Below are 19,701 nucleotides of genomic sequence, written 5' to 3' on the forward strand. Positions count from 1 at the left end.
GCTTGGCGCGCCGACCATCTCAGGGAGCGGTGGTGCTGCTGAACGCCTCGATCGGCGGACAACTGCAGACGAGGTTGCGGTCGCCGAACACGCCGTCGATGCGGCGCACCGACGGCCACACCTTGGCGCGTGCGCCGGCCGACGGCAGGCCCTGCGGATAGACCGCAACCTCGCGGGAGTAGGGGTGATTCCATTCTCCGACGAGGCATTCCGACGTGTGCGGAGCGCCTCGCAACGGGTTGTCCTCGACATCCCATTCGCCCGCGGCCACCTTGTCGATCTCCGCGCGGATGGCGATCATCGCGTCGCAGAAGGCGTCGATCTCGTCGAGATTCTCGCTCTCCGTCGGCTCCACCATCAGCGTTCCGGCCACCGGGAAGCTCATCGTCGGTGCGTGGAAACCGTAGTCGGCGAGACGTTTCGCAACATCGTCGACGGTGACGCCGGTCGACTTGGTGATTCCACGCAGATCGAGAATGCACTCGTGTGCGACGTAGCCGTGGTCGCCGGTGTAGAGCACCGGGAAGTACTCACCGAGGCGCGCGGCGACGTAGTTGGCGGAGGCGATCGCGGTCATCGTGGCCCGACGCAGCCCCGCCGCACCCATCATCGCGATATACGCATAGGTGATCGGCAAGATCGACGCCGACCCGTACGGCGCGGCCGAGATCGTGATGTCGCCCGGCAGCTCGGGCGCCAGCGGATGCCCCGGCAAGAACGGGGCCAGGTGCTCACGCACCGCCACCGGTCCCACACCCGGTCCGCCCCCGCCGTGCGGGATGCAGAACGTCTTGTGCAGATTCAGGTGACTGACGTCGCCACCGAAGTGGCCGGGCCGTGCCACGCCGACCAGCGCGTTGAGGTTGGCTCCGTCGACATACACCTGACCGCCCGCGTCGTGGACCGCCGCGCAGATCTCGCGGATGTCGTGTTCGAAGACACCGTGAGTGGACGGGTAGGTGATCATGATGGCCGCCACGCGACCCTCATTTGCCGCGATCTTGGCCGTCAGGTCGTCGAGGTCGACATCGCCGTTCTCGCGGCATGCGACCACCACGACGCGCATACCGGCCATCACCGCCGACGCCGCATTGGTGCCGTGCGCGCTCGACGGGATCAGGCAGACGTCGCGGTCGACCTCACCTCGACTCCGGTGGTAGCCACGAATGGCGAGAAGCCCCGCATACTCCCCCTGGGAGCCGGCGTTGGGCTGCAGGCTGACGCGGTCGTAGCCGGTCACGGCCACCAGCCAGTCCTCGAGGGTGGTGATGAGCTCGCGGATGCCGGCGGTGTCTGCACTCGGTGCGAACGGGTGCAGACCGGCGAATCCGGGCCAGGTGATCGGCTCCATCTCGGTGGCGGCGTTGAGCTTCATGGTGCACGACCCCAGCGGAATCATGCTGCGATCGAGCGCGATGTCCTTGTCCGACAGGGCGCGCAGATAGCGAAGCATCGCGGTTTCGGTGCGATACCGATTGAACGCCGGGTGGGTGAGGAACTCCGAGGTGCGCGTCTCGATCGGAGCGGCCAAGCCCCTCGGCTGCACCGATGCCGCGCTGAAGGCATCGAGCACCGCGGCGATGTCGGTATCGGTGGTGGTCTCGTCGCACGCGATCCCGACGACGTCGCCATCCACCCGGCGCAGGTTGATGCCGTGGCGCTTCGCTTGTGCCAGAACAGCGTCGGCCTGCCCGGGCGTGCGGACCTCGATCGTGTCGAAGAACGACGCGTGCGCGATCGCGAACCCTGCGGCCGCGAGGCAGTCGGCGAGACGCGCGGCATTGGCGTGGGTTCGTCGGGCGATCGCGCGCAGACCTTCGGCACCGTGATACGACGCGTACATCGCGGCGATGACAGCCAACAGGACCTGCGCGGTGCAGATGTTGCTTGTCGCCTTCTCGCGCCGGATGTGCTGCTCACGTGTCTGCAGGGCGAGCCGGTAGGCGAGGTTGCCATCGGCATCCTTGGAGATACCGACCAGCCGTCCGGGCAGTTGCCTGGCATGGCGCGTGTGGACCGACAGGTATCCGGCGTGCGGACCGCCGAAGCCCATCGGCACACCGAATCGCTGGGTGGTCCCGAAGCAGACGTCGGCGCCCTGCTCGCCCGGAGGCGTGATGAGGGTCAGCGCCAGAAGATCGGCTCCCACCGCCACCAGCGCACCCCGGTCGTGCGCGGCGTCGATGATCGGCGCGGCGTCGACGATCCGCCCGGAAGCACCGGGCACCTGCAGGACGATCCCGAAGAACTCACCGTCGGGCAGCCCACCATCGGGCAACCCGGGATGCAGAGACGCCTCGACGACGTCGATACCGAGCGGTTCGGCTCTGGTGTCGATGACCGCACGCGTCTGGGGATACAGGTCGGCGTCGACCACCAACCGGTTCGACTTCGACTTGCCCGCGCGGCGCATGAGGGTCATCGCCTCGGCCGCCGCGGTCGCCTCGTCGAGCATCGACGCTCCCGCGACCTCCATGGCGGTGAGGTCGGCGACCATCGTCTGGAAATTCAGCAACGCCTCCAACCGACCCTGGCTGATCTCGGGTTGATACGGCGTGTACGCGGTGTACCACGCCGGATTCTCGAGCACGTTGCGGCGGATGACCGCCGGCGTATGGGTGTCGTAGTAGCCGAGACCGATCATCGACCGGGCGACCGTGTTCGTCTCCGCCAGGCCGCGCAGCCGTTCGGTCACCTGGGTCTCGCTCATCGGTGCGGGCAACCCGGCCAGGGCATCGGCCTCGGTGTCGTCGGTGATGACCGCCGGCACCACCTGCCCGGCGAGTTCGTCGAGGGACGCGACGCCGATGAGGGCGAGCATGCGCTGTGTTTCGTCGGCATCCGGACCGACGTGGCGATCGACGAAGGCGGAAACATGGCTGTCGGACGACTCGGATGGCGATGCGCTCATGGTCGGGTCAACCTCTCACAGTTCCGGTCGGCATCGTTGTGCCCAACCGGTGGGCTGGCCCTCCCCCTCTGTCATGTCAACGGGTCGTCACCGACCCCGACGCCTGAGAGATTCGGTCACCGATTCGCGATCGACGACCTTTCACCGTGGGCGGACGAGCACTGCCGTCACTTTCCAGAGACGCCGTCAACACCACGGTCCTGGGTGCCTGAGAGTTTGACGAGGAGGTATTGCTCCTTCGGCGGCCACCCTGGACCAGTGATCCGGTGACGCTCTCCCGTGATGCAGCGACGCGTGTCCAGTTTAGGCCATGATCAACGACACACACGTCCTCGACTCGTGTGCCGCTCGTCGCACTCGTGTGAAGGACTAGCCGGTGCGACGCGCGCGGCTCTTGCGCCGGGCAGCCAGCTCGTCTTCCGGGGCGGGCTCGCTCACACCGCCGTCGGCACGCTCACCCGGGAAATCGGCGATCGTCCCGGTCAGCTCCCGCATCGCACCGCTGACCGCGATGCCGAAGACGCCCTGGCCGCCCTGGAGGAGGTCCACCACCTCTTCGGCCGACGTGCATTCATAGACGGTCGTGCCGTCGGAGAACAGGGTGATCCGGGCGAGGTCCTCGACCCCGCGCTGGCGCAGGTGGTCGACCGCGACCCGGATGTTCTGCAACGAGATACCGGTGTCGAGCAGCCGTTTGACGATCTTGAGGACCAGGATGTCCTTGAAGGAGTACAGCCGCTGACTGCCGGAGCCGGCGGCGCTGCGGATCGACGGCACGACAAGTGAGGTGCGCGCCCAGTAGTCGAGCTGCCGGTAGGTGATCCCGGCGATCTGGCATGCACTCGGCACGCGATAGCCGATCAGCTCGTCGGGAACGGTGTCGTTGGGGAACAGCCCGGGCGCGATGTCGTCGAGACTGCCCTGGGTCGCGGTCTGCTTCGGGCTAACCTGGGTCTGCGCCGGCTGGTCATCGATACCTGGCAGCGTGCTCTGATCCTGTGACGTGGCATCGTTGTCGACCGGCTGATCGCCCACTTCAGACTCCCTCGCAACGCTCGGATCGGACCGTCAGGAACTGCCCGGCACCAGCGCCTACTCTACGCGGTGCGGGTACCCGTGCACCCGATCATCTCTACCTCGCCTGTCGAATCAGGCGATGTTGACCTCGACGGTATGTCCTATGCGGTCGACGGATCAATGCGACGCGCCCGAACACTCGACGTCAACTCGAGATCGGCGCGAATGGTGACCTCGCGTTGCCCGTTCCGTTACCTGTGGCCGCTCGGCCGCACGATCCCGGAAGCTCAGGCGCCGCTGGCCTTGAAGTCGTCGGGCGAGACGTTGTCGAGGAACTCTTTGAACTTCTCCACCTCGTCGTCACTCGGGGCGGGAGTCTCCTCGTCGGATTCCTCGTCGGGGATGAGGAGTCCGGCCTCCGCGAGCACCTCCTCGTCGGCGATGATCGGCACGTCGGCACGCATCGCCACCGCGATGGAATCCGACGGCCGCGCGGACACCCGAAGATCCCCGGCGAAGACCATCTCCGCGTAGAAGGTGCCCTCCTGCATGTCGACGATGCGGACTTCGAGAAGCGTCTGCCCGAAATCGTTGATGAGGTTGACGATGAGATCGTGCGTCAGCGGCCGCGGAGGTTCGATACCCTTCTGCCGCAACGCAATCGACGCCGCTTCACTCTGCCCGATCCAGATCGGCAGATACCGTTGACCGTCCACCTCGCGCAGCAACAACACGGGCTGGCTCTGCGGTGGCTCCACCCGGATACCCACCACTCGCATCTCGCTCATTCCCACCACCTCCGTGTCGACGTGGACGTCACTTGAGAAGCATCAGTACTTTTGGTTTCCCCCGACGCTACACCGCAACGCCACGATGCGGCGGCCGACTTGAGGCGCCACCGAACCCCATCGAGAAGATGAGACTCCCAGGGCTCAATCCAGCGCTGCGCGCCGAGCTGTCAATCCAGCGCTCCGCGCACAGCTGTCAATCCAGCGCTCCGCGCACAGCCGCCTTGACGAGTTGGGTGTGCAGCGTGACCGACAGCGCCGCGATCTCCCGCACGAGTTCTTCGGCACGGTCGCGCGCACCTGTCCCTTTGCCCTTCGCAATGGGACTCGCGATCTGCGCAACCAAACCGGCCTCGCGGTCGGCAGACACCTTGAAGGCCCGCAGATGCCGGGTCTCGAGCCCGTAGCTGGCGAGAGCAGCCGCGGCCTCCACGAGACGAACCGCGTCCTCGTCGAAGAACCCCGCCGGTCCGGCGGTCAACAGTCCATTGCGCTGCAATTCGGTGACGAAGGCCGAATCCACGCCGGTCCGTTCGATCAACGATTCCCGCGACACCCGACCACCCCGCGAACCGAAATCGGTTGCCGGGGCGACCGCACCTCGCGCAGACGTCAGCAAACGCGTCGGCCCCGACTCGGTGCCGTCGCCGGAGTCGATGGCGTCGAGTTGCTCCTTGATCACCTTCAGCGGAAGGTACCGGTCGCGCTGCGCCGTCAACACGAATCGCAGCCGCTCACAATCGGCCTCGCTGAATCGGCGATATCCGGACGGGGCACGCTCCGGGGTGATCAACCCTTCCGATTCCAGAAATCGGATCTTCGAGATCGTGATGTCCGGGAAATCGTCGCGCAGCAACGCGAGGACCGCGCCGATGGACATCGATCCCTCTGACCGTCGAGCCGAAGAGGCCGTCACGACGGTCAGGCGCCCGCTTCGTCGCGTGGGCCGCTGAGGAACACCAGGCGGAACTTGCCGATCTGCACTTCGTCCCCATTGCTCAGGGATGCGGTGTCCACCGGCTCACGGTTGACGTAGGTGCCGTTGAGGCTGCCGACGTCGACGACCTGAAACTCGTTGTCGCCGAGGCGGAACTCGGCGTGACGGCGACTCACGGTCACATCGTCGAGGAAGATGTCACTGTCGGGATGCCGGCCGGCGGACGTGGTCGCCTGGTCGAGCAGGAAGCGCGAACCCGCATTGGGCCCACGCTTGACGACAAGCAGCGCCGTCCCGGGCGAGAGTCGTTCGACCCCGGTGTCGGCGGGTTCATTCGAGGTCGGCGCACTCGCATCGAGCTCATTGATGAACTCCTCGCGGAATACCGAGGTGGTTTCCACCGGAGCCTCGAAGTCCTTGTCGTTATCGCTCACCGCTTCTCCTTCGTCATCATCGGTGCCACCCGATCTTCGGCCATCACCGAGGGGGCCCGGTTCACTGCACCCGTCCGCTCCAGTTCGGCCTGGAACATCGGCGCGTTCACGCGACCGGCATGTTCTTCACTCGCCCGCGATCGTCCGGAAACAACCGTACCGGTCACGCCGATCGCACCGGCAGGCGAGTCGTCTCCGGCACCGACGATCATATCCTCACCGAGGCACTCGCCACGGTCGTTATCCCTCGATGACGGCGCGGTATCCCGCCGCATCGAGGATGGCGTCGAGCGCCTCGGCGAGAGTTGCCTCGTCAGCGACCTCGATCTCCACCAGCCAACCCGAGCCGTACGGGTCAGAATTGACCAGATCGGGTGATGCGTCGAGTTCGTCGTTCACCGCCGAGACGGTGCCGTCGAGCGGACCGAAGATGTCGGAAACACTCTTCGTCGATTCGACCTCAGCGAAGGATTCACCTGCCTCGACGACAGCGCCGACCTCGGGCAGCTGCACGAAGACCACATCGCCGAGCGCGTCCTGGGCGAAGTCGGTGATACCGATTCGCACAAGCGTCGGCCCCTTCTTCTCCACCCACTCGTGTTCTGCGGTGTAGCGGAAGACTTCGGGTACCTTGCTATCGGTCACGTCTCAAACACCTTTCTCCTCGGTAGGAACTGTAGTGCGGTGGGCCGGCATCCGCCGCAAGACGAGGATCGTCTGATAGGCGTACAGGGCAAACGACCAGAGGTACAGCGCGACACCCCAGATCATGAATGCCCACCCGATCGGATAGCAGATCGTGCCGACCACCGAATCGAACTGGCCGGCAAGGATCCACGGGAACGCACTCATCAGCGCGAAGGTCGCCGCCTTGCCGATGTAGAGCACCGGCAGGGCAAGGATCCCCCTGCTTCGCAGCAACGGCGCGGTGGCGAACAGGGCGACATCACGAAGCACGATCACGGCGATCAGCCACCACGGCAAGAACTCCCGGATGCCGAACGCGACCGGGATGATCACGATGTACAGCCGATCCGCCGCCGGGTCCAGGAGAGCCCCGATCCGCGACGACTGATTCAGCAACCGCGCCAACTTGCCGTCGGCCCAGTCGGAGAAACCGGAGAACATCAGCACCGCGAACGCCCAGCCGTCCGCCTCCTCGACCAACAGCAGCCAGACGAACACCGGGATCAACAGCAGCCGCAACACGCTCAGCGCGTTGGGTACGGTGACAATCCTGTTGGGGACAATTCCGTCGGGCGCAGCCTCGTCGGGGACGCCCGTGTCCGGCGCAGTGTCGGACAAGATTTCAGACCTTCGCAGCGGTCACCGGAAGATTCCGATGATGCCTTGCAGAGTCTTCGCGCCGCCCGACGAGAAGAGGTTGTCGTGGACCATGTAGGTCCAGGTGGTCAGTGAGCGGTGGAGATCCGCGGTCCCGAGGTCGACCCCGTCGTTCGTGATCTCCGCCTCCAGGAACGTCTTGCGCGCCTCGGTGACCGCGTTGGCGGGCAGGTCGGCGAACTCGGCGAGGATGAGGCGGTGGAATTCGTCGAGCGGACTCTCCTTGCCGATGGCCCGCAGGTGGATGCTGGCGCGCACATCGGAGACAAACGCGAGGTGATCGGCCCACGCCCGGTCCAAGTGGTAGAGCATGATCTCGCGCGCCGCCTGAGCGAGTACGTCACGATCCACGGGTTCGGCAGCCGGCGTTGACTTCTCCTCGTCGGCAGCGTCGCCATCGGAGGCGTCGCTCTGGGAATCTGCGCTCTGGGAATCTACGGTCACGAAATCGTCGGCGCCGGAAGACGAGTCGTCGGATTTGGCGTCTGTCTTCGTTTCCTCGTCGGCCTTGCCGTCCGTGTCAGCCTTCGAGTCCGTGTCAGCCTTCGAATCCACGTCGGCCGTCGAATCCACGTCGGCCTTCTTGTCCTCGACCTTTTCGCCGCTCAGCTCCGCATAACGCTCGGGCTCGAGGTCGGCGAGTTCGTCGATCGCGGTGTCGGTGGTCAGCACCTTCATCCGGCGCTCGACCACGATCTCGCGCTGCTGATTGACCAGCTTGTTGTATCGCCATGTGTTGGCATGCAATTCGAGCATCACGCCCTCGGCGACACGCTGAGCCTGCTCTATCAGGTCGATACCCTTGCCACCCATCGAGCCATCGTCGTTGGGCGAGACGGGATCACGCTTGAATGCGAGGTTTCGGGTGACGACGGGATCTTCGAGGCTCGAGAAGAACACCGACACCCCCGGGTCGCCCTGTCGTCCCGCGCGGCCACGCAACTGAAGGTCGAGGCGCTCCGTGTCGTGGCGCCCGGTGCCGATGACACAGAGACCGCCGAGTTCGACGATCTCGTCGCGTGCCTCCTCGTCGTCGTGCGAGCCGCCGAGCCGGATGTCGGTGCCTCGACCGGCCATCTGTGTGGACACGGTCACCGCATTCTTGGTGCCGGCCTCCGCGATGATCTTCGCTTCCTCGGCGTCGTTCTTCGCGTTCAGGACCACCGAGGACACGCCCGCCTTGTCCAGGAAGTAGGCGAGTTCCTCGGACTCCGCGACATCGTGCGTGCCGATCAGGATCGGCTGCCCCGTCTCGTGGATCTCCTTGACGTATTCGACGATGGCCTCGACCTTGTTCGCCTTGGTGTCGTACACGCGGTCGGGCAGATCGTCACGGATGTTCTCGGAGTTCGGCGGAATCTGCGAGATGCGCAGTTCGTAGAACTGACGGAACTGCTCGCCGGCGGCCACCGCGGTACCGGTCATGCCGCACACCTTGGGGTAACGGCCGACCAACGCCTGCACGGTGATCGTGTCGATGACCTCACCGTCACCGGTCTGGGCGAGCCCCTCCTTGATCTCGACCGCGGCCTGCACTCCGTCGGGCCAGCGCTGGAGTTGCGCCACACGACCACGCGACGCATTGATCAGGTGCACTCCGCCGTCGCGCACGATGTAGTGAACGTCGCGCTCGAGGAGATAGTGGGCGTGCATCGCGACGTTGACATGCACCAGCGTCGTGCCGACATGCTCCTCGTCGTACAGATTGATACCACCGAGTTCGGCCTCCACGAACTCGGCGCCCTCGTCGGTGAGCGTCACGTTGCGGCCGTCGGAATCGACGTCGAAGTGCTTGTTCTTCAGACGGGAGACGACGTCGTGGATCGCCTCGTCGGGCACCTCGGTCTCCGTCGATCCGGCCAGCACCAGCGGGATGAGGGCCTCGTCGACCAAGACGGAATCGGCCTCGTCGATGATGGCGACGTCGGGCTTGGGCGAGACGAGGTCGTCGGAGGTGAGGGCCAGCTGATCGCGCAGGACGTCGAACCCGATCTCGTTGACCGACCCGTAGGTGACGTCGCCGTTGTAGGCGCGTTTGCGTTCCTCGCGCGTGGAGTTCTCCGAGACCGCATGCACAGTCATCCCGAAGATCTCGAAGAGCGGCTTCATCCAGTCCGCGTCGCGCGTGGCCAGGTAGTCGTTCACCGAGATGACGTGCACCTGATGGCCGAGCTGGACGTAACCGACGGCGGCGATCGCACCGGCCAGCGTCTTGCCTTCACCCGTTGCCATCTCGATGACGTCGCCTTCGAGGAGGCGGAGCGCACCCTGGAGTTGCACATCGAACGGTCGCAGGCCGATGGAACGGTCCGCGGCCTCCCGCGCCAGCGCCAGGAATTTGGCCCGATCGCGGTCGTTCGACGCGATTTCGAGCTTCTCCACTTCGCGCACGAAATCGTCGTCGTCGAGGTCGGCAGCCCAGTCGGCATGGGTCTCGGCGTCCTTGATCACGCCCACCGACTTCGACTGGTTGCGTGTCGACTGCGCCCCGAGCAGTCGCCACATGCTGTTGGTCAGCTTTCCCACCGAACACTTCTCCTGATCAATCGTCGGCCATCTGCAACCCACCTGCGGCGCCGGTGTCATGCGACACGAGCCGCGACGAGAACATCGTCAACGGTACGCGGCCGCTGGTCAGTGCTCGTCGGCGACATTAGAATTCCTCTGCACCGTGGGTATCCGGCGGCGCGATTGCGGCGACGAGACCGTTCCCAGCGCCTGCCCTTGGAGGGGGTTCGATGCCAGCGAGACCAGCGACACCATCGAAACGGACCACAGTTCGGGTGGTTCGCGCCGCGATCGCCGGCTTGCTCATCGCGCTGGGCATCGGGCTGGGCGCGTTCAACGCCTGGTGGGTGGCACTGTTCATCGGCGTACCGCTGGTGTTCCTCGGTGTCGCGATCGGCCCTCGACCGTCGCGCATCTCCGAGCTCGGGATCTTCCGCCGGGGCCCTGATCGCAATGCGGTGGCGGTCCACGTGCACGCGCTCACCCGCAGCAGTCTGGCAACCGAGGACCTGCAACCGACGATGGTGAGCGCGACGGTGACCCCGCGCGACGACACGGAATACGAGGCCCGCTGGATCACCTCGATGTCCAAGGGCCATTTCCAGGCCCTGACCGCCCAACCCTTCACCACGATGCCGCCCGGCGAACTCCCCGCCCGTCGGAGCGGCGACGACGTGCCCGAGTTCGACGACCAGCCCGGACGCTGGGCCGTCATCTACCCCGCCGTCACCGTCGTCGCCCTGCTCGCTCTCCTGTTCGGTGTGGGACAGGCCTGGCACGTCGACGCCAAGCTTCCGTCGATCACCAAGGCCCTCGACCTCGGCGACGAGAAATCCGACTACACATCGCAATTACGCACAGCGCTCGAAACCATCACCGACGAGTTCGGACAGTCCGGTGCCGACAACATCCTGAGCATCCGCCTCTACGACACCCCCAGTTCGGATTATGCAACCGTCTTCGACCCGAACACCGGTGAGACGACCAACATCTGGATCGACGCGGCTCGAAAGTCGCCGACCACCGACACCCGCCGCAAGCCGAGCACCTTCACCGCGGCCGAACTCTCGTCGACCGACCTCACGTCGGTTGTGAACACGATGACGCGCCAGATCTCCCGGTTCGGCGGCGACACCGAGATCAGCAGCATCGACATCGAACGGCCCCGCAACGGCGACACCATCAGACCGGTGCTGATCAACGCGGACTTCGACGGCAACACCAAGATCGGAATCTCCGGCGTCACCATGCAGGCAACGCCCGACGGGACCGTCGCCGAATTCTTCGACCCCACCGATTTCGCCCGCTCGTTCGAGCTCATGCGGGCGGCACTGCTCAATGCGCGCATACCGCTCGACGATCCGGTGCTGACGCAGTTCAAGATTCGATCGTTCGCACCTGGAACCCCTTATGTGGGAAGCGCATTCAACAGCGGCGGCGTCCGCGTCGAATACAGGATGCCCACCCGCTACGGCGACCTCGAGATCGCTCCCGGACGGTTCCCGGAACTCACCGAGTACGAGGGTCGGAACTCAACTGACGGCTTCGCCTTCACCGACGTCTCGCTGCCGGTGTTCGAATCCGTCCGCGGTCAGGCGATCGCACGCGGGCAGGTTCCGCCCTACGACCAGGACGCGATCGATATCGAAATGCACGACCCGCCCTTCTTCGACGCCGACGACGCACAGGAGGCGGGCGGGCCACCCAGCCAATGGGCAATCAGCGTCAAGATCGCCAATGTCGCTGCGGCCGAAGGGATTTACTCCACTCAGGGAAAGTTCCTGCACGACGAGGCGTTCTAGTGTCGCGACATTAGTGTGTTGGCTCGCCGGCCTCGATCGCACGGCGCGTGACGGCTTTCAGTTCTTCGACTGCGGCTTCCGGAGGCCGCAACCCGCCTCGGTCGGCCATCGAGGTGACGATGTCACGGACCCGCCCGTAGTAGGTCGCCTGCTCGGCCGGTGTGGTGCTGCTGGCGGCATGCCGGTACAGCTTGAGCGCGGTGTCGAGATCTTCCTGGTCGCCCGGCTCGAGATAGCCCGAACCGACCTTCTTTCCGTAGGCCTCACAGGCGATCCAGGCGCGACGCAATGCGGCCACCGACTGCTGATAGGCGTCGGCACGGGATCGACTGCCGGGATAGCGATCGGTGCGCAGGGCGGTCGCGTCGTCGAGCGCCAGGTGAAAGTTCTGGGTCGTCTCGACGGTCACGTCCGTGATCGCCGGATAGCGCAAGAGGGCCGCGGGGTCGAGTTCGTAAGCGGCGTAGTCGCTCAGGACCTTGTCGTGACGCCGAGTGGCCTCCTCCCAGAGCCTCTCGGCAGCCTCGTCGGTGCCCGCATCGGCAATCCGCGGTCCGGGCGTGTCCTTCTGGTCGAACTCCTGTTCGCCAGACGTGGCCTTCCCGGATTCCCGCTTCTTCTCCGTCCGCTGCTTGGACGCAACCCTCTCGGGTGCTTGTTTTCGTAGCCGCCCGATCACCTCTGCCGCCGCCGGATCCGAGTCGATCACGGCAACCTTCCAGGTGTCCTTGCCGTCGACGTCGAAAACCATCGTCAGATGTTTCGCCCCGCGGACCCGCAGATCGCGGCCATCGCCGGACGATCCCGCGGTGGTGGTGTCTGCCGGACCTCCCAGGCTCACCGACACCAGACTGGTCAGGGGGTAGCCGGCGAGCTGATGATCCTCGTCGCCGACGTACACGGTGTCGTCGTCGACGGTGAGCAACACCGCTCCCCGGTCACCGAGGCGACCGAACGCAGCGACACCCAGCGAGACGGCGATCAACGCCGCGACCACCGTCGCCGTGACGATGCCGGACACATTCGCAATATTGAGGATCACCAGCGCGAACAACCCGAGCAGCATCGACAACCAGGCCGCCGAGGCGGCCCGATGATGGCGATTTGTCAGGTATTCAGTGCGGCAAGTGACCGAAACCATGCGAGTACCTCCGCTCACCCTCACCTCGGCCGAAGCGGTCGGCTACCGTTGTTTCCGTGAGTCTCCGCGCGCAAACTCGGCATGCCCGATCCCATCGAGTCCGGCGCCGCCCCAGCTTACGTGGCAGCGCCCGTCCTGGTGCCTCGTTGTTCGCGGCCTTCTGTCTCGGCTTTGCCGCCCTCGCGTTCGGCGCGTTCGGATCCGGTGGCGCGCACGCTGCGCCGGCTCCCCTGCTCGGCAAGCACTATTCATCGACGGCCGTCACCGGCACTCCCATCCCCGGGGGCGGACCGCTCGTCATCGACTTCCCGAGTGCTGGGCGTATCGCGCTCACTGCGGGCTGCAATCGACACATCGGTTCGGTGCGGATCGAAGGATCCACGATGCGGATCGGGCCGCTGATGTCGACCCGCATGGCGTGCCCGGGCCCGCGGGCCGGCGCCGACGCGTGGCTCGCGAACTTCACCAAGGCGCCGTTGAACTGGTATTCCGTGGGCCAAGCGCTGGTGCTGACGGGTCCGACCAATCAGGTATTGCTCACCGAAGGAGACTCATGACACCAGCACCTGCCGTCGTCACCGTGACGGGTGCCGCGGGCAGCATCGGCTACGCCGCGCTGTTCCGGGTTGCCGCGGGCGCCATGCTCGGTCACGACCAACCCGTTGCGCTGCGCCTGCTGGAACTGCCGCAGACCATCGCGGCGACCGAAGGCACCGCGATGGAACTCGAGGACGGCGCCTTCCCACTCCTGACATCGATCGACATCACCGACGATGCTCGACGCGCCTTCGACGGGGCGAATTTCGGGTTGCTGATCGGCGCCAAGCCGCGCAGCAAGGGCATGGAACGAGCCGACCTGCTGGCCGCCAACTCCGACATTTTCGCCCGCCAGGGGGCGGTGATCAACGACGTTGCTGCGCAGGACATCCGCGTGATCGTGGTCGGCAATCCCGCGAACACGAACGCAGCGGTCGCCGCCGCTCACGCTCCCGACGTTCCGTCGGAACGTTTCACGGCGCTCACCCGCCTCGACCACAATCGCGCCATCGCCCAGCTCGCCCGGCACACCGGCACACCGGTGGCCCAGATCAGTCGGGTTTCGGTGTGGGGCAACCATTCCGCAACCCAGTACCCCGACATCTTCCACGCCCGGGTGGGCGATCGCACCGGCGCCGAGATCGCCGAAGACCGCGACTGGCTCGTCGACGACTTCATCCCGACCGTCGCCAAACGCGGTACGGCGATCATCGAGGCACGCGGTGCATCGTCGGCCGCCTCGGCCGCCAACGGAGCCATCGACCACGTCCACGATTGGGTGCTGGGTTCACCGGACGGCGACTGGACGTCGGCAGCGCTGCCCTCCCCCGGTGTCTATGGCGTACCCGAGGGGTTGGTGTGCTCGTTCCCGGTTCGCGCGGTGAACGGCGAGTGGGAGATCGTCGAGGGTCTCGACATCAACGAGTTCTCCCGTGCGCGCATCGACGGCTCGGTTGCCGAGTTGCAGTCCGAGCTCGACGCGGTGGCTGCACTCGCGGATAGCTGACTCCCACACCGGATCCGCGCCGGAGCGCCTAAACTCGCTCCATGGCAAAAAAGGGCAGCGGCTCCAAGAAGGACACCTCGAAACCCGCGAAGATCCCCAACAAGATCTACGAGGCCGAACTTTTCCGGCTACAGACCGAACTGGTCTCGATGCAGGAGTGGGTCCGAGAGACCGGTGCACGCATCGTCGTCATCTTCGAAGGACGCGACGCAGCCGGCAAGGGCGGCACCATCAAACGCATCACCGAGTACCTGAGTCCTCGCATCGCACGGGTCGCGGCGTTGCCTGCCCCGACCGATCGTGAACGCGGACAATGGTATTACCAGCGCTACGTGGCTCACCTGCCTGCTCCCGGCGAGATCGTGCTGTTCGATCGATCCTGGTACAACCGTGCCGGAGTGGAGAAGGTGATGGGCTTCTGCACCCCCGAGGAGCACACTCGCTTCCTACGTCAGACCCCGATCTACGAGCAGATGCTCATCGACGACGGAATCCTGCTGCGCAAGTATTGGTTCTCGGTCTCCGACGAGGAGCAACTCCGACGCTTCCGCTCGCGGATGACCGACCCGGTGCGTCAGTGGAAGCTCAGTCCGATGGACCTCGAGTCGGTGTACCGCTGGGAGGAGTACTCCCGCGCCAAGGACGAGATGATGGTGCACACCGACACCGCGATGAGTCCCTGGTACGTCGTCGAATCCGACATCAAGAAGCACGCCCGCCTGAACATGATCTCGCACCTGCTGTCCACCATCGACTATCACGCCGTACCCCGACCCGAGGTGACATTGCCCAAGCACCCGATCGAGAGCGGCAACTATCACCGCCCGCCGCGGTCGTTGTCGAAGTACGTACCCAATCACGTCGACCAACTTCTCGGCGGTGACCACTGAACCGGTGAGTGCCCACGGATTCGACGGCATGTGGGTCGGCTTCTGCGAGTTCGACTACCTGCTCGGCGATGTCGGCTCGCTCAAGCACAAACGGTCGGTGATCCGCCCGATCGTCGCGGAACTCAAGCGTCGGTTCGAGATCACCGCGGCCGAGGTCGGTCACCTCGACGTTCACCGCCGAACGTTGATCGGCGTCGCTGTCGTGTCCGCTGATCGCGCTCACGTGGTGGACGTACTCGATGCCGTCGAACGGCATGCAGCTGCTCGCCCGGAGGTCGAGTTGCTGTCCGCACGCCGACGCGTCATCAATGCGGCCGACGTTTGACTCGAGGCCGCTCACCACTCCCGAGGTGCGAGCGAAGCGAACCCTCCTACCGCTCCGGGGCGACCTCAGCCGACGGTGGCGGACACGATCCCCGCGGCGACCGCCGCCTCCCGGTATGCGGCGGCAAGGCTCTGCACCGTTTCGTGCGCGTTGAGACCGCTCGGATTGGGCAGCACCCACAGCTGCGCGCCACCCAACGCCCCGTCCTGTCGTCCGCTGACCGCGCGCCGATCGTCAAAGGCGGTGCGGTAGGCCGTGATTCCGAGGATCGCCACCACCCGCGGGGCGACCTGCGCGATCCTGCGACGCAACTGCTCACCGCCCTCGCGCAGTTCGGCGGCGGTCAGCTCGGCTGCGGTCGCGGTGGCTCGCGCGACGATGTTCGTGATACCGACGCCGCGGTCAAGGAGGAGCCCTCGGTCCGCGTCGGAGTACCCGTGCGACGCGTCGATCAGACGGTCGACAATGCCGGCCTGCACCAACGCGGGGTAGAACCGGTTGCCCGGCCGTGCGAAATGAGCCCCGGTCGCTGCTGTCCACAGTCCCGGATTGATTCCGACCATGAGCAGCCGGCAGTCGTCGCCGACCAGGTCGTCGACTTCCTCACCCGTATGAGCGAGCAGTTCGGCCCGCGTGAAACCCACTCGTTCAACCCTCTTCGCAGTCGGTGTCCTCTCACTCGGACGTTACGTCACCCGGCACCACCTCAGAAGCACCGCCGCACTTCGTCGGGTATGCCCGAGTGCCCGGCGGGATTACACTCAGCGGCGATGACCCGGCCCTCGTACACAGTTCTCGGCGGACTCGGCGCGCAGATCGATGCCGCGGCCGTCGAACTCGGCACGCGCAAACAGCGGATGACGCTTGCCCAACTGATCCTGGCCGAGGGCGCACCGGTGAGTGCCGACCGCCTGATCGTCGGCGTGTGGGGCGACGCTCCCCCGGATCGGGCGGAAGTGTCTCTGCAGGCGTACATCTCGGGTCTGCGCAAGGCACTCGAACCCGATCGCAAACCGCGCGCACCGTCCACCGTATTGCTCACCCATGGTTCGGGCTACAGCCTGCCCACCGACGACGACCAGGTCGACGTGCGGCACCTGGTCACCCGGATCACGCGTGCACGCGAACTCCTCCGGCACGACGACCCGGCCGGCGCGGCGGCCCTGCTGCGCGAGGTCCTCGCCGACTATCGTCCCCTGCTACCCGAATTCGAGGGTCTCGGGTTCCGCGACGAGGCCGCCGCACACCTCGAGCGGTTGGTCGACGCCGCACGCGAACTCTCCTTCGAGGCCCGGATGGCGATCGGCGACCACCGGCTCCTTCTATCCGAACTCGAGCAGGCGTTGCAGCGCTCGCCTCTCGATGAGGGTCTGTGGGTGTTGCTCGCGACCGCACGCTATCGGCTCGGGCGGCAATCCGACGCGTTGGGCGCCATCGCCGAGGCGCGACGCATCCTCGCCGACGAGATCGGCGTCGATCCCGGTCCGCGCCTGCGTCAACTCGAGCGCGACATCCTCGACCACGCACCACATCTCGACGCGCCGGTATCCTCGACGCCCAGCCCAGCCACACAGTCCCGTGATTCGGCGGTCCCGACCGCCCAACCGGACGATGCGGAGGGCGACGCGGCAGCGACCCCGGCGGCGTCGAATCTGGTGGGTCGCACCGACGAACTCGCGGCCCTGCACCGCGCCGTCCTGATGTCGTTGGCCGGGCCGGGCGGCGTGGTGGTCGTCGAGGGGGAACCCGGCGCGGGCAAGACCGCGCTGATCGATGAAGCCGCCAAGCGCGCGTTGCATGCCGCAGACCTGAGCGTGCTGTGGGGACGCTGCGTCGAAGACGTGGCGGCGCCGTCGATGTGGCCGTGGGTCCAGATCCTGTCGTCGGTCCTTGCGCGGCTGGATCCGGACGATCTGCCCGTCCTCCTCGACAGCGATCTGGGCCGGATGGTCACCCAGGGCGCCAACGTGATCCCGCCGCCGCGCGAAATGCCCGACGCGGCCGCACGATTCCAGTTCTACGATCAGGCCGCAGATCTACTGGACCAAGTCGCCCAGCGCAGGCAGTTGATCATCGTGCTCGACGATTTGCAGTGGGCCGACGGCGCGTCCCTGGAACTGTTCGCGCACATGGCAAACCGCCGGACGTCCGGGGTGACCTTCTTCGCCTCGGTCCGCAGCGCAGCGTCACTGCGACCCGTCGTCGAACAGACATTGGCAACCCTCGCTCGCTTACCCGAACACCGTCGCCTCGAGGTCGGTGCGCTCGGAGCCGACGACATCTCCGAGTTGATCCGCCGCGAGACCCGGGAATGGCCGACGGTGAACACCGTGGATTCGATCGCCAAACGCACCGGCGGCAATGCCTTCTTCGTCCGTGAGCTCGCGCTGATCCTCGCCGACCGCGGATCGATCGCCGACAACGCGGTGCCCTCGGGAGTCCGTGACGTGGTGCGGCAACGCGTGCGCGACATGCCCACCGACACTGCAACTCTGCTCGATGTGGCCGCGTCGATCGGCAGTCGTGTCGATGTGGCCCTGCTCGCCGATGCCGCCGGCCGGGAGATCGACGGCACGCTCGAGTCGCTGGAAGTGGCAACGGCCGCGGGCGTGATCGAGAGCGACCCAGACGATCCGTTCGGATTCTCCTTCACCCACGACCTCATCCGTGAGGCGATCGTCGCGGGGATCGGCTCGGTCAGGAGCCGTCGAATCCACCTCGCGGTCGCCGACGCGCTCGATCGCACCGGCTCACCGAACCGCATCACGCGAGTGGCACGGCACTTGTGGGCGGCAGGACCACTCGCAGACCGCGCACGAACGTCCGCCGCACTGCTCGCCGCGGGACAACTCAATCTGCGCACATACGATTTCGAGGGCGCCGTCCGGAATCTGACGGACAGCTCAACCCTCGCCCGCGCGATCGGCGACGAACAGGCCGAGATGTCGGCCATCACCATGCGACTCGCCGCCGACGTCGCGCAGAACGGATACTTCTCGGCCGACCACGCACTCACCGAACGGGCGCGTGAGCTCGCCGACCGACTCGGCGACGAGCGGCTTCTCGCCAATCTCGACTACGCGCGATGTGCGGCGCATCTCCAGATCGCCGATGTCGCGACCGGTCATCGGCTCGCCGAGGATCTGCGACGCAGGGCGCAGGGTTCCGACGACCCGACCGTCGTCCATCTCGCCATGCATGTCAGTGCGATCGATGAGTTCAACCGCGGCAACATCGGTGCGGCACACCGGCTTCTGGAACGCTACGCACCGCTCGATACCGACGTGGACGGGATCCGACCCGACCAGATGATCCTCGCCCGTGGCTTTCGCGCCTGGACGGCGACGCTCCACGTGGACGCGACGACCGGGCGTGAGGAGTTCCGGGCGATCGACCTGCGCCAGACCGATCCGGTGGGGCGGCTGGGCGTTGCGATTTTCGCCGCGAGCGCGGCGGCGATGATCGGCGACACCTCCTGGGCCGCCGATGCAGGCCGACGCCTTCTGGACGCGAGCGGCCAGGGCCCCCTCGAGTATCTGCGCAACGGCGGTGAGCACATGTACTGGTGGGCGCGCGCGATGCAGGGTGACGTCGAGGAGGCATTGGCCGCGATCGACCGGCTCACCACACCCAACGACCAGGCACGGACCGGCGCGGGCTTCTGGTACGGGCTCTATGCGGAGATGCTGGTCGCGGCCGATCGCCTGATCGACGCCGGCGCCGTGCTGGCGGAGGCCGAGTCGTTTGCGGATATCACCGGCGAGCGTTACGCCGACGCCCATCGACTACTCGTCGACGCCACTCTCCAACGGGCGCGCGGAGCAGACAACCCGTCGATCAGCACACTCCTGACCAGGGCACGGGGCGTCGCCGTCCGGCAGGAATGCACCGAGCTCGTCACGCGTATCGATCGGACCGCGAGCTCCTGGGGCTGTTCGGCCGGCTGATCGGCAATCGACGAACGCCACCCACTTGGCGTTTGGCGTGGGGAGGCCAAGTCGGAGTGAACACCCCCTACGCGAATCGCCACCCACTTGGCGTGGGGAGACCAAGTCGGAGTG

17 protein-coding genes and 1 riboswitch are annotated in these 19,701 nt (G+C 66.1%); of the genes, 6 read left to right on the plus strand and 11 right to left on the minus strand.

Features of this window, described 5'->3' with window-relative positions:
- Window positions 1–19: 19 nt before the first annotated feature.
- From gcvP to secA2, 9 genes are all read right to left on the minus strand, one after another.
- A complete protein-coding gene (gene gcvP / locus MKW15_RS08485; RefSeq protein WP_240857160.1) occupies window positions 20–2,911 on the minus strand; it encodes an aminomethyl-transferring glycine dehydrogenase in 2,892 nt (963 codons plus the stop codon).
- A 185-nt stretch (window positions 2,912–3,096) separates the two neighbouring features.
- Window positions 3,097–3,201, minus strand: a riboswitch (glycine riboswitch).
- A 79-nt stretch (window positions 3,202–3,280) separates the two neighbouring features.
- On the minus strand, window positions 3,281–3,946 hold the full coding sequence (locus MKW15_RS08490; protein ID WP_240857161.1) for a MerR family transcriptional regulator: 666 nt from the start codon (window positions 3,944–3,946) through the stop codon (window positions 3,281–3,283).
- 269 nt (window positions 3,947–4,215) lie between these two features.
- The gene (locus MKW15_RS08495; protein ID WP_240857162.1) at window positions 4,216–4,716 is read right to left on the minus strand and encodes a bifunctional nuclease family protein; all 501 of its coding nucleotides are present in this window, start codon (window positions 4,714–4,716) and stop codon (window positions 4,216–4,218) included.
- Between the two features lie 196 nt (window positions 4,717–4,912).
- The gene (gene ftsR, locus MKW15_RS08500; RefSeq protein ID WP_433254758.1) at window positions 4,913–5,632 is read right to left on the minus strand and encodes a transcriptional regulator FtsR; all 720 of its coding nucleotides are present in this window, start codon (window positions 5,630–5,632) and stop codon (window positions 4,913–4,915) included.
- A gap of 5 nt (window positions 5,633–5,637) precedes the next feature.
- Window positions 5,638–6,087 (minus strand): glycogen accumulation regulator GarA, encoded by a 450-nt coding sequence (gene garA, locus MKW15_RS08505; RefSeq protein WP_240857164.1) that lies wholly within the window; start codon window positions 6,085–6,087, stop codon window positions 5,638–5,640.
- Window positions 6,084–6,299, minus strand: a complete 216-nt coding sequence (locus tag MKW15_RS08510; RefSeq protein ID WP_240857165.1) for a hypothetical protein — start codon at window positions 6,297–6,299, stop codon at window positions 6,084–6,086. The genes garA and MKW15_RS08510 overlap by 4 nt, the downstream gene beginning before the upstream one ends.
- Before the next feature lie 28 nt (window positions 6,300–6,327).
- On the minus strand, window positions 6,328–6,732 hold the full coding sequence (gene gcvH, locus MKW15_RS08515) for a glycine cleavage system protein GcvH (RefSeq protein ID WP_240857166.1): 405 nt from the start codon (window positions 6,730–6,732) through the stop codon (window positions 6,328–6,330).
- Window positions 6,733–6,735: 3 nt separating this feature from the next.
- On the minus strand, window positions 6,736–7,338 hold the full coding sequence (locus tag MKW15_RS08520; RefSeq protein WP_240857201.1) for a CDP-alcohol phosphatidyltransferase family protein: 603 nt from the start codon (window positions 7,336–7,338) through the stop codon (window positions 6,736–6,738).
- A 75-nt stretch (window positions 7,339–7,413) separates the two neighbouring features.
- The gene (secA2, locus tag MKW15_RS08525; RefSeq protein WP_240857167.1) at window positions 7,414–9,957 is read right to left on the minus strand and encodes an accessory Sec system translocase SecA2; all 2,544 of its coding nucleotides are present in this window, start codon (window positions 9,955–9,957) and stop codon (window positions 7,414–7,416) included.
- A 257-nt stretch (window positions 9,958–10,214) separates the two neighbouring features.
- On the opposite strand from secA2, the gene MKW15_RS08530 reads away from it, so the two are divergent.
- On the plus strand, window positions 10,215–11,741 hold the full coding sequence (locus MKW15_RS08530) for a hypothetical protein (protein WP_240857168.1): 1,527 nt from the start codon (window positions 10,215–10,217) through the stop codon (window positions 11,739–11,741).
- A gap of 10 nt (window positions 11,742–11,751) precedes the next feature.
- On the opposite strand, the gene MKW15_RS08535 is transcribed toward MKW15_RS08530, so the two are convergent.
- Window positions 11,752–12,882 carry a hypothetical protein gene (locus MKW15_RS08535; RefSeq protein ID WP_240857169.1) on the minus strand — a complete coding sequence of 377 codons (1,131 nt, stop codon included), beginning with the start codon at window positions 12,880–12,882 and terminating at the stop codon, window positions 11,752–11,754.
- 146 nt (window positions 12,883–13,028) lie between these two features.
- Between MKW15_RS08535 and MKW15_RS08540 the strand changes: the two genes are divergently transcribed.
- Genes MKW15_RS08540 through MKW15_RS08555 form a run of 4 tightly spaced genes read left to right on the plus strand, consistent with a single transcriptional unit; the run spans window position 13,029 to window position 15,640 of the window.
- Complete coding sequence (locus tag MKW15_RS08540) at window positions 13,029–13,439, plus strand: META domain-containing protein (protein ID WP_240857170.1); 411 nt, start codon at window positions 13,029–13,031, stop codon at window positions 13,437–13,439.
- Window positions 13,436–14,425: a malate dehydrogenase gene (locus MKW15_RS08545; RefSeq protein ID WP_240857171.1), complete on the plus strand. Its 990-nt coding sequence runs from the start codon at window positions 13,436–13,438 to the stop codon at window positions 14,423–14,425. Before MKW15_RS08540 ends, MKW15_RS08545 begins: the two co-directional genes overlap by 4 nt.
- A 41-nt stretch (window positions 14,426–14,466) precedes the next feature.
- Complete coding sequence (ppk2, locus tag MKW15_RS08550) at window positions 14,467–15,315, plus strand: polyphosphate kinase 2 (protein ID WP_240857172.1); 849 nt, start codon at window positions 14,467–14,469, stop codon at window positions 15,313–15,315.
- A gap of 28 nt (window positions 15,316–15,343) precedes the next feature.
- Window positions 15,344–15,640: a DUF503 domain-containing protein gene (locus MKW15_RS08555; protein WP_240857202.1), complete on the plus strand. Its 297-nt coding sequence runs from the start codon at window positions 15,344–15,346 to the stop codon at window positions 15,638–15,640.
- Window positions 15,641–15,705: 65 nt separating this feature from the next.
- On the opposite strand, the gene mug is transcribed toward MKW15_RS08555, so the two are convergent.
- On the minus strand, window positions 15,706–16,284 hold the full coding sequence (gene mug / locus MKW15_RS08560) for a G/U mismatch-specific DNA glycosylase (protein ID WP_240857173.1): 579 nt from the start codon (window positions 16,282–16,284) through the stop codon (window positions 15,706–15,708).
- Window positions 16,285–16,410: 126 nt separating this feature from the next.
- Between mug and MKW15_RS08565 the strand changes: the two genes are divergently transcribed.
- A complete protein-coding gene (locus MKW15_RS08565) occupies window positions 16,411–19,587 on the plus strand; it encodes a BTAD domain-containing putative transcriptional regulator (RefSeq protein WP_240857174.1) in 3,177 nt (1,058 codons plus the stop codon).
- The last annotated feature ends 114 nt before the right edge of the window (window positions 19,588–19,701 follow it).

This window comes from Gordonia gummivorans (genome assembly GCF_022513585.1).
Taxonomy (GTDB): domain Bacteria; phylum Actinomycetota; class Actinomycetes; order Mycobacteriales; family Mycobacteriaceae; genus Gordonia.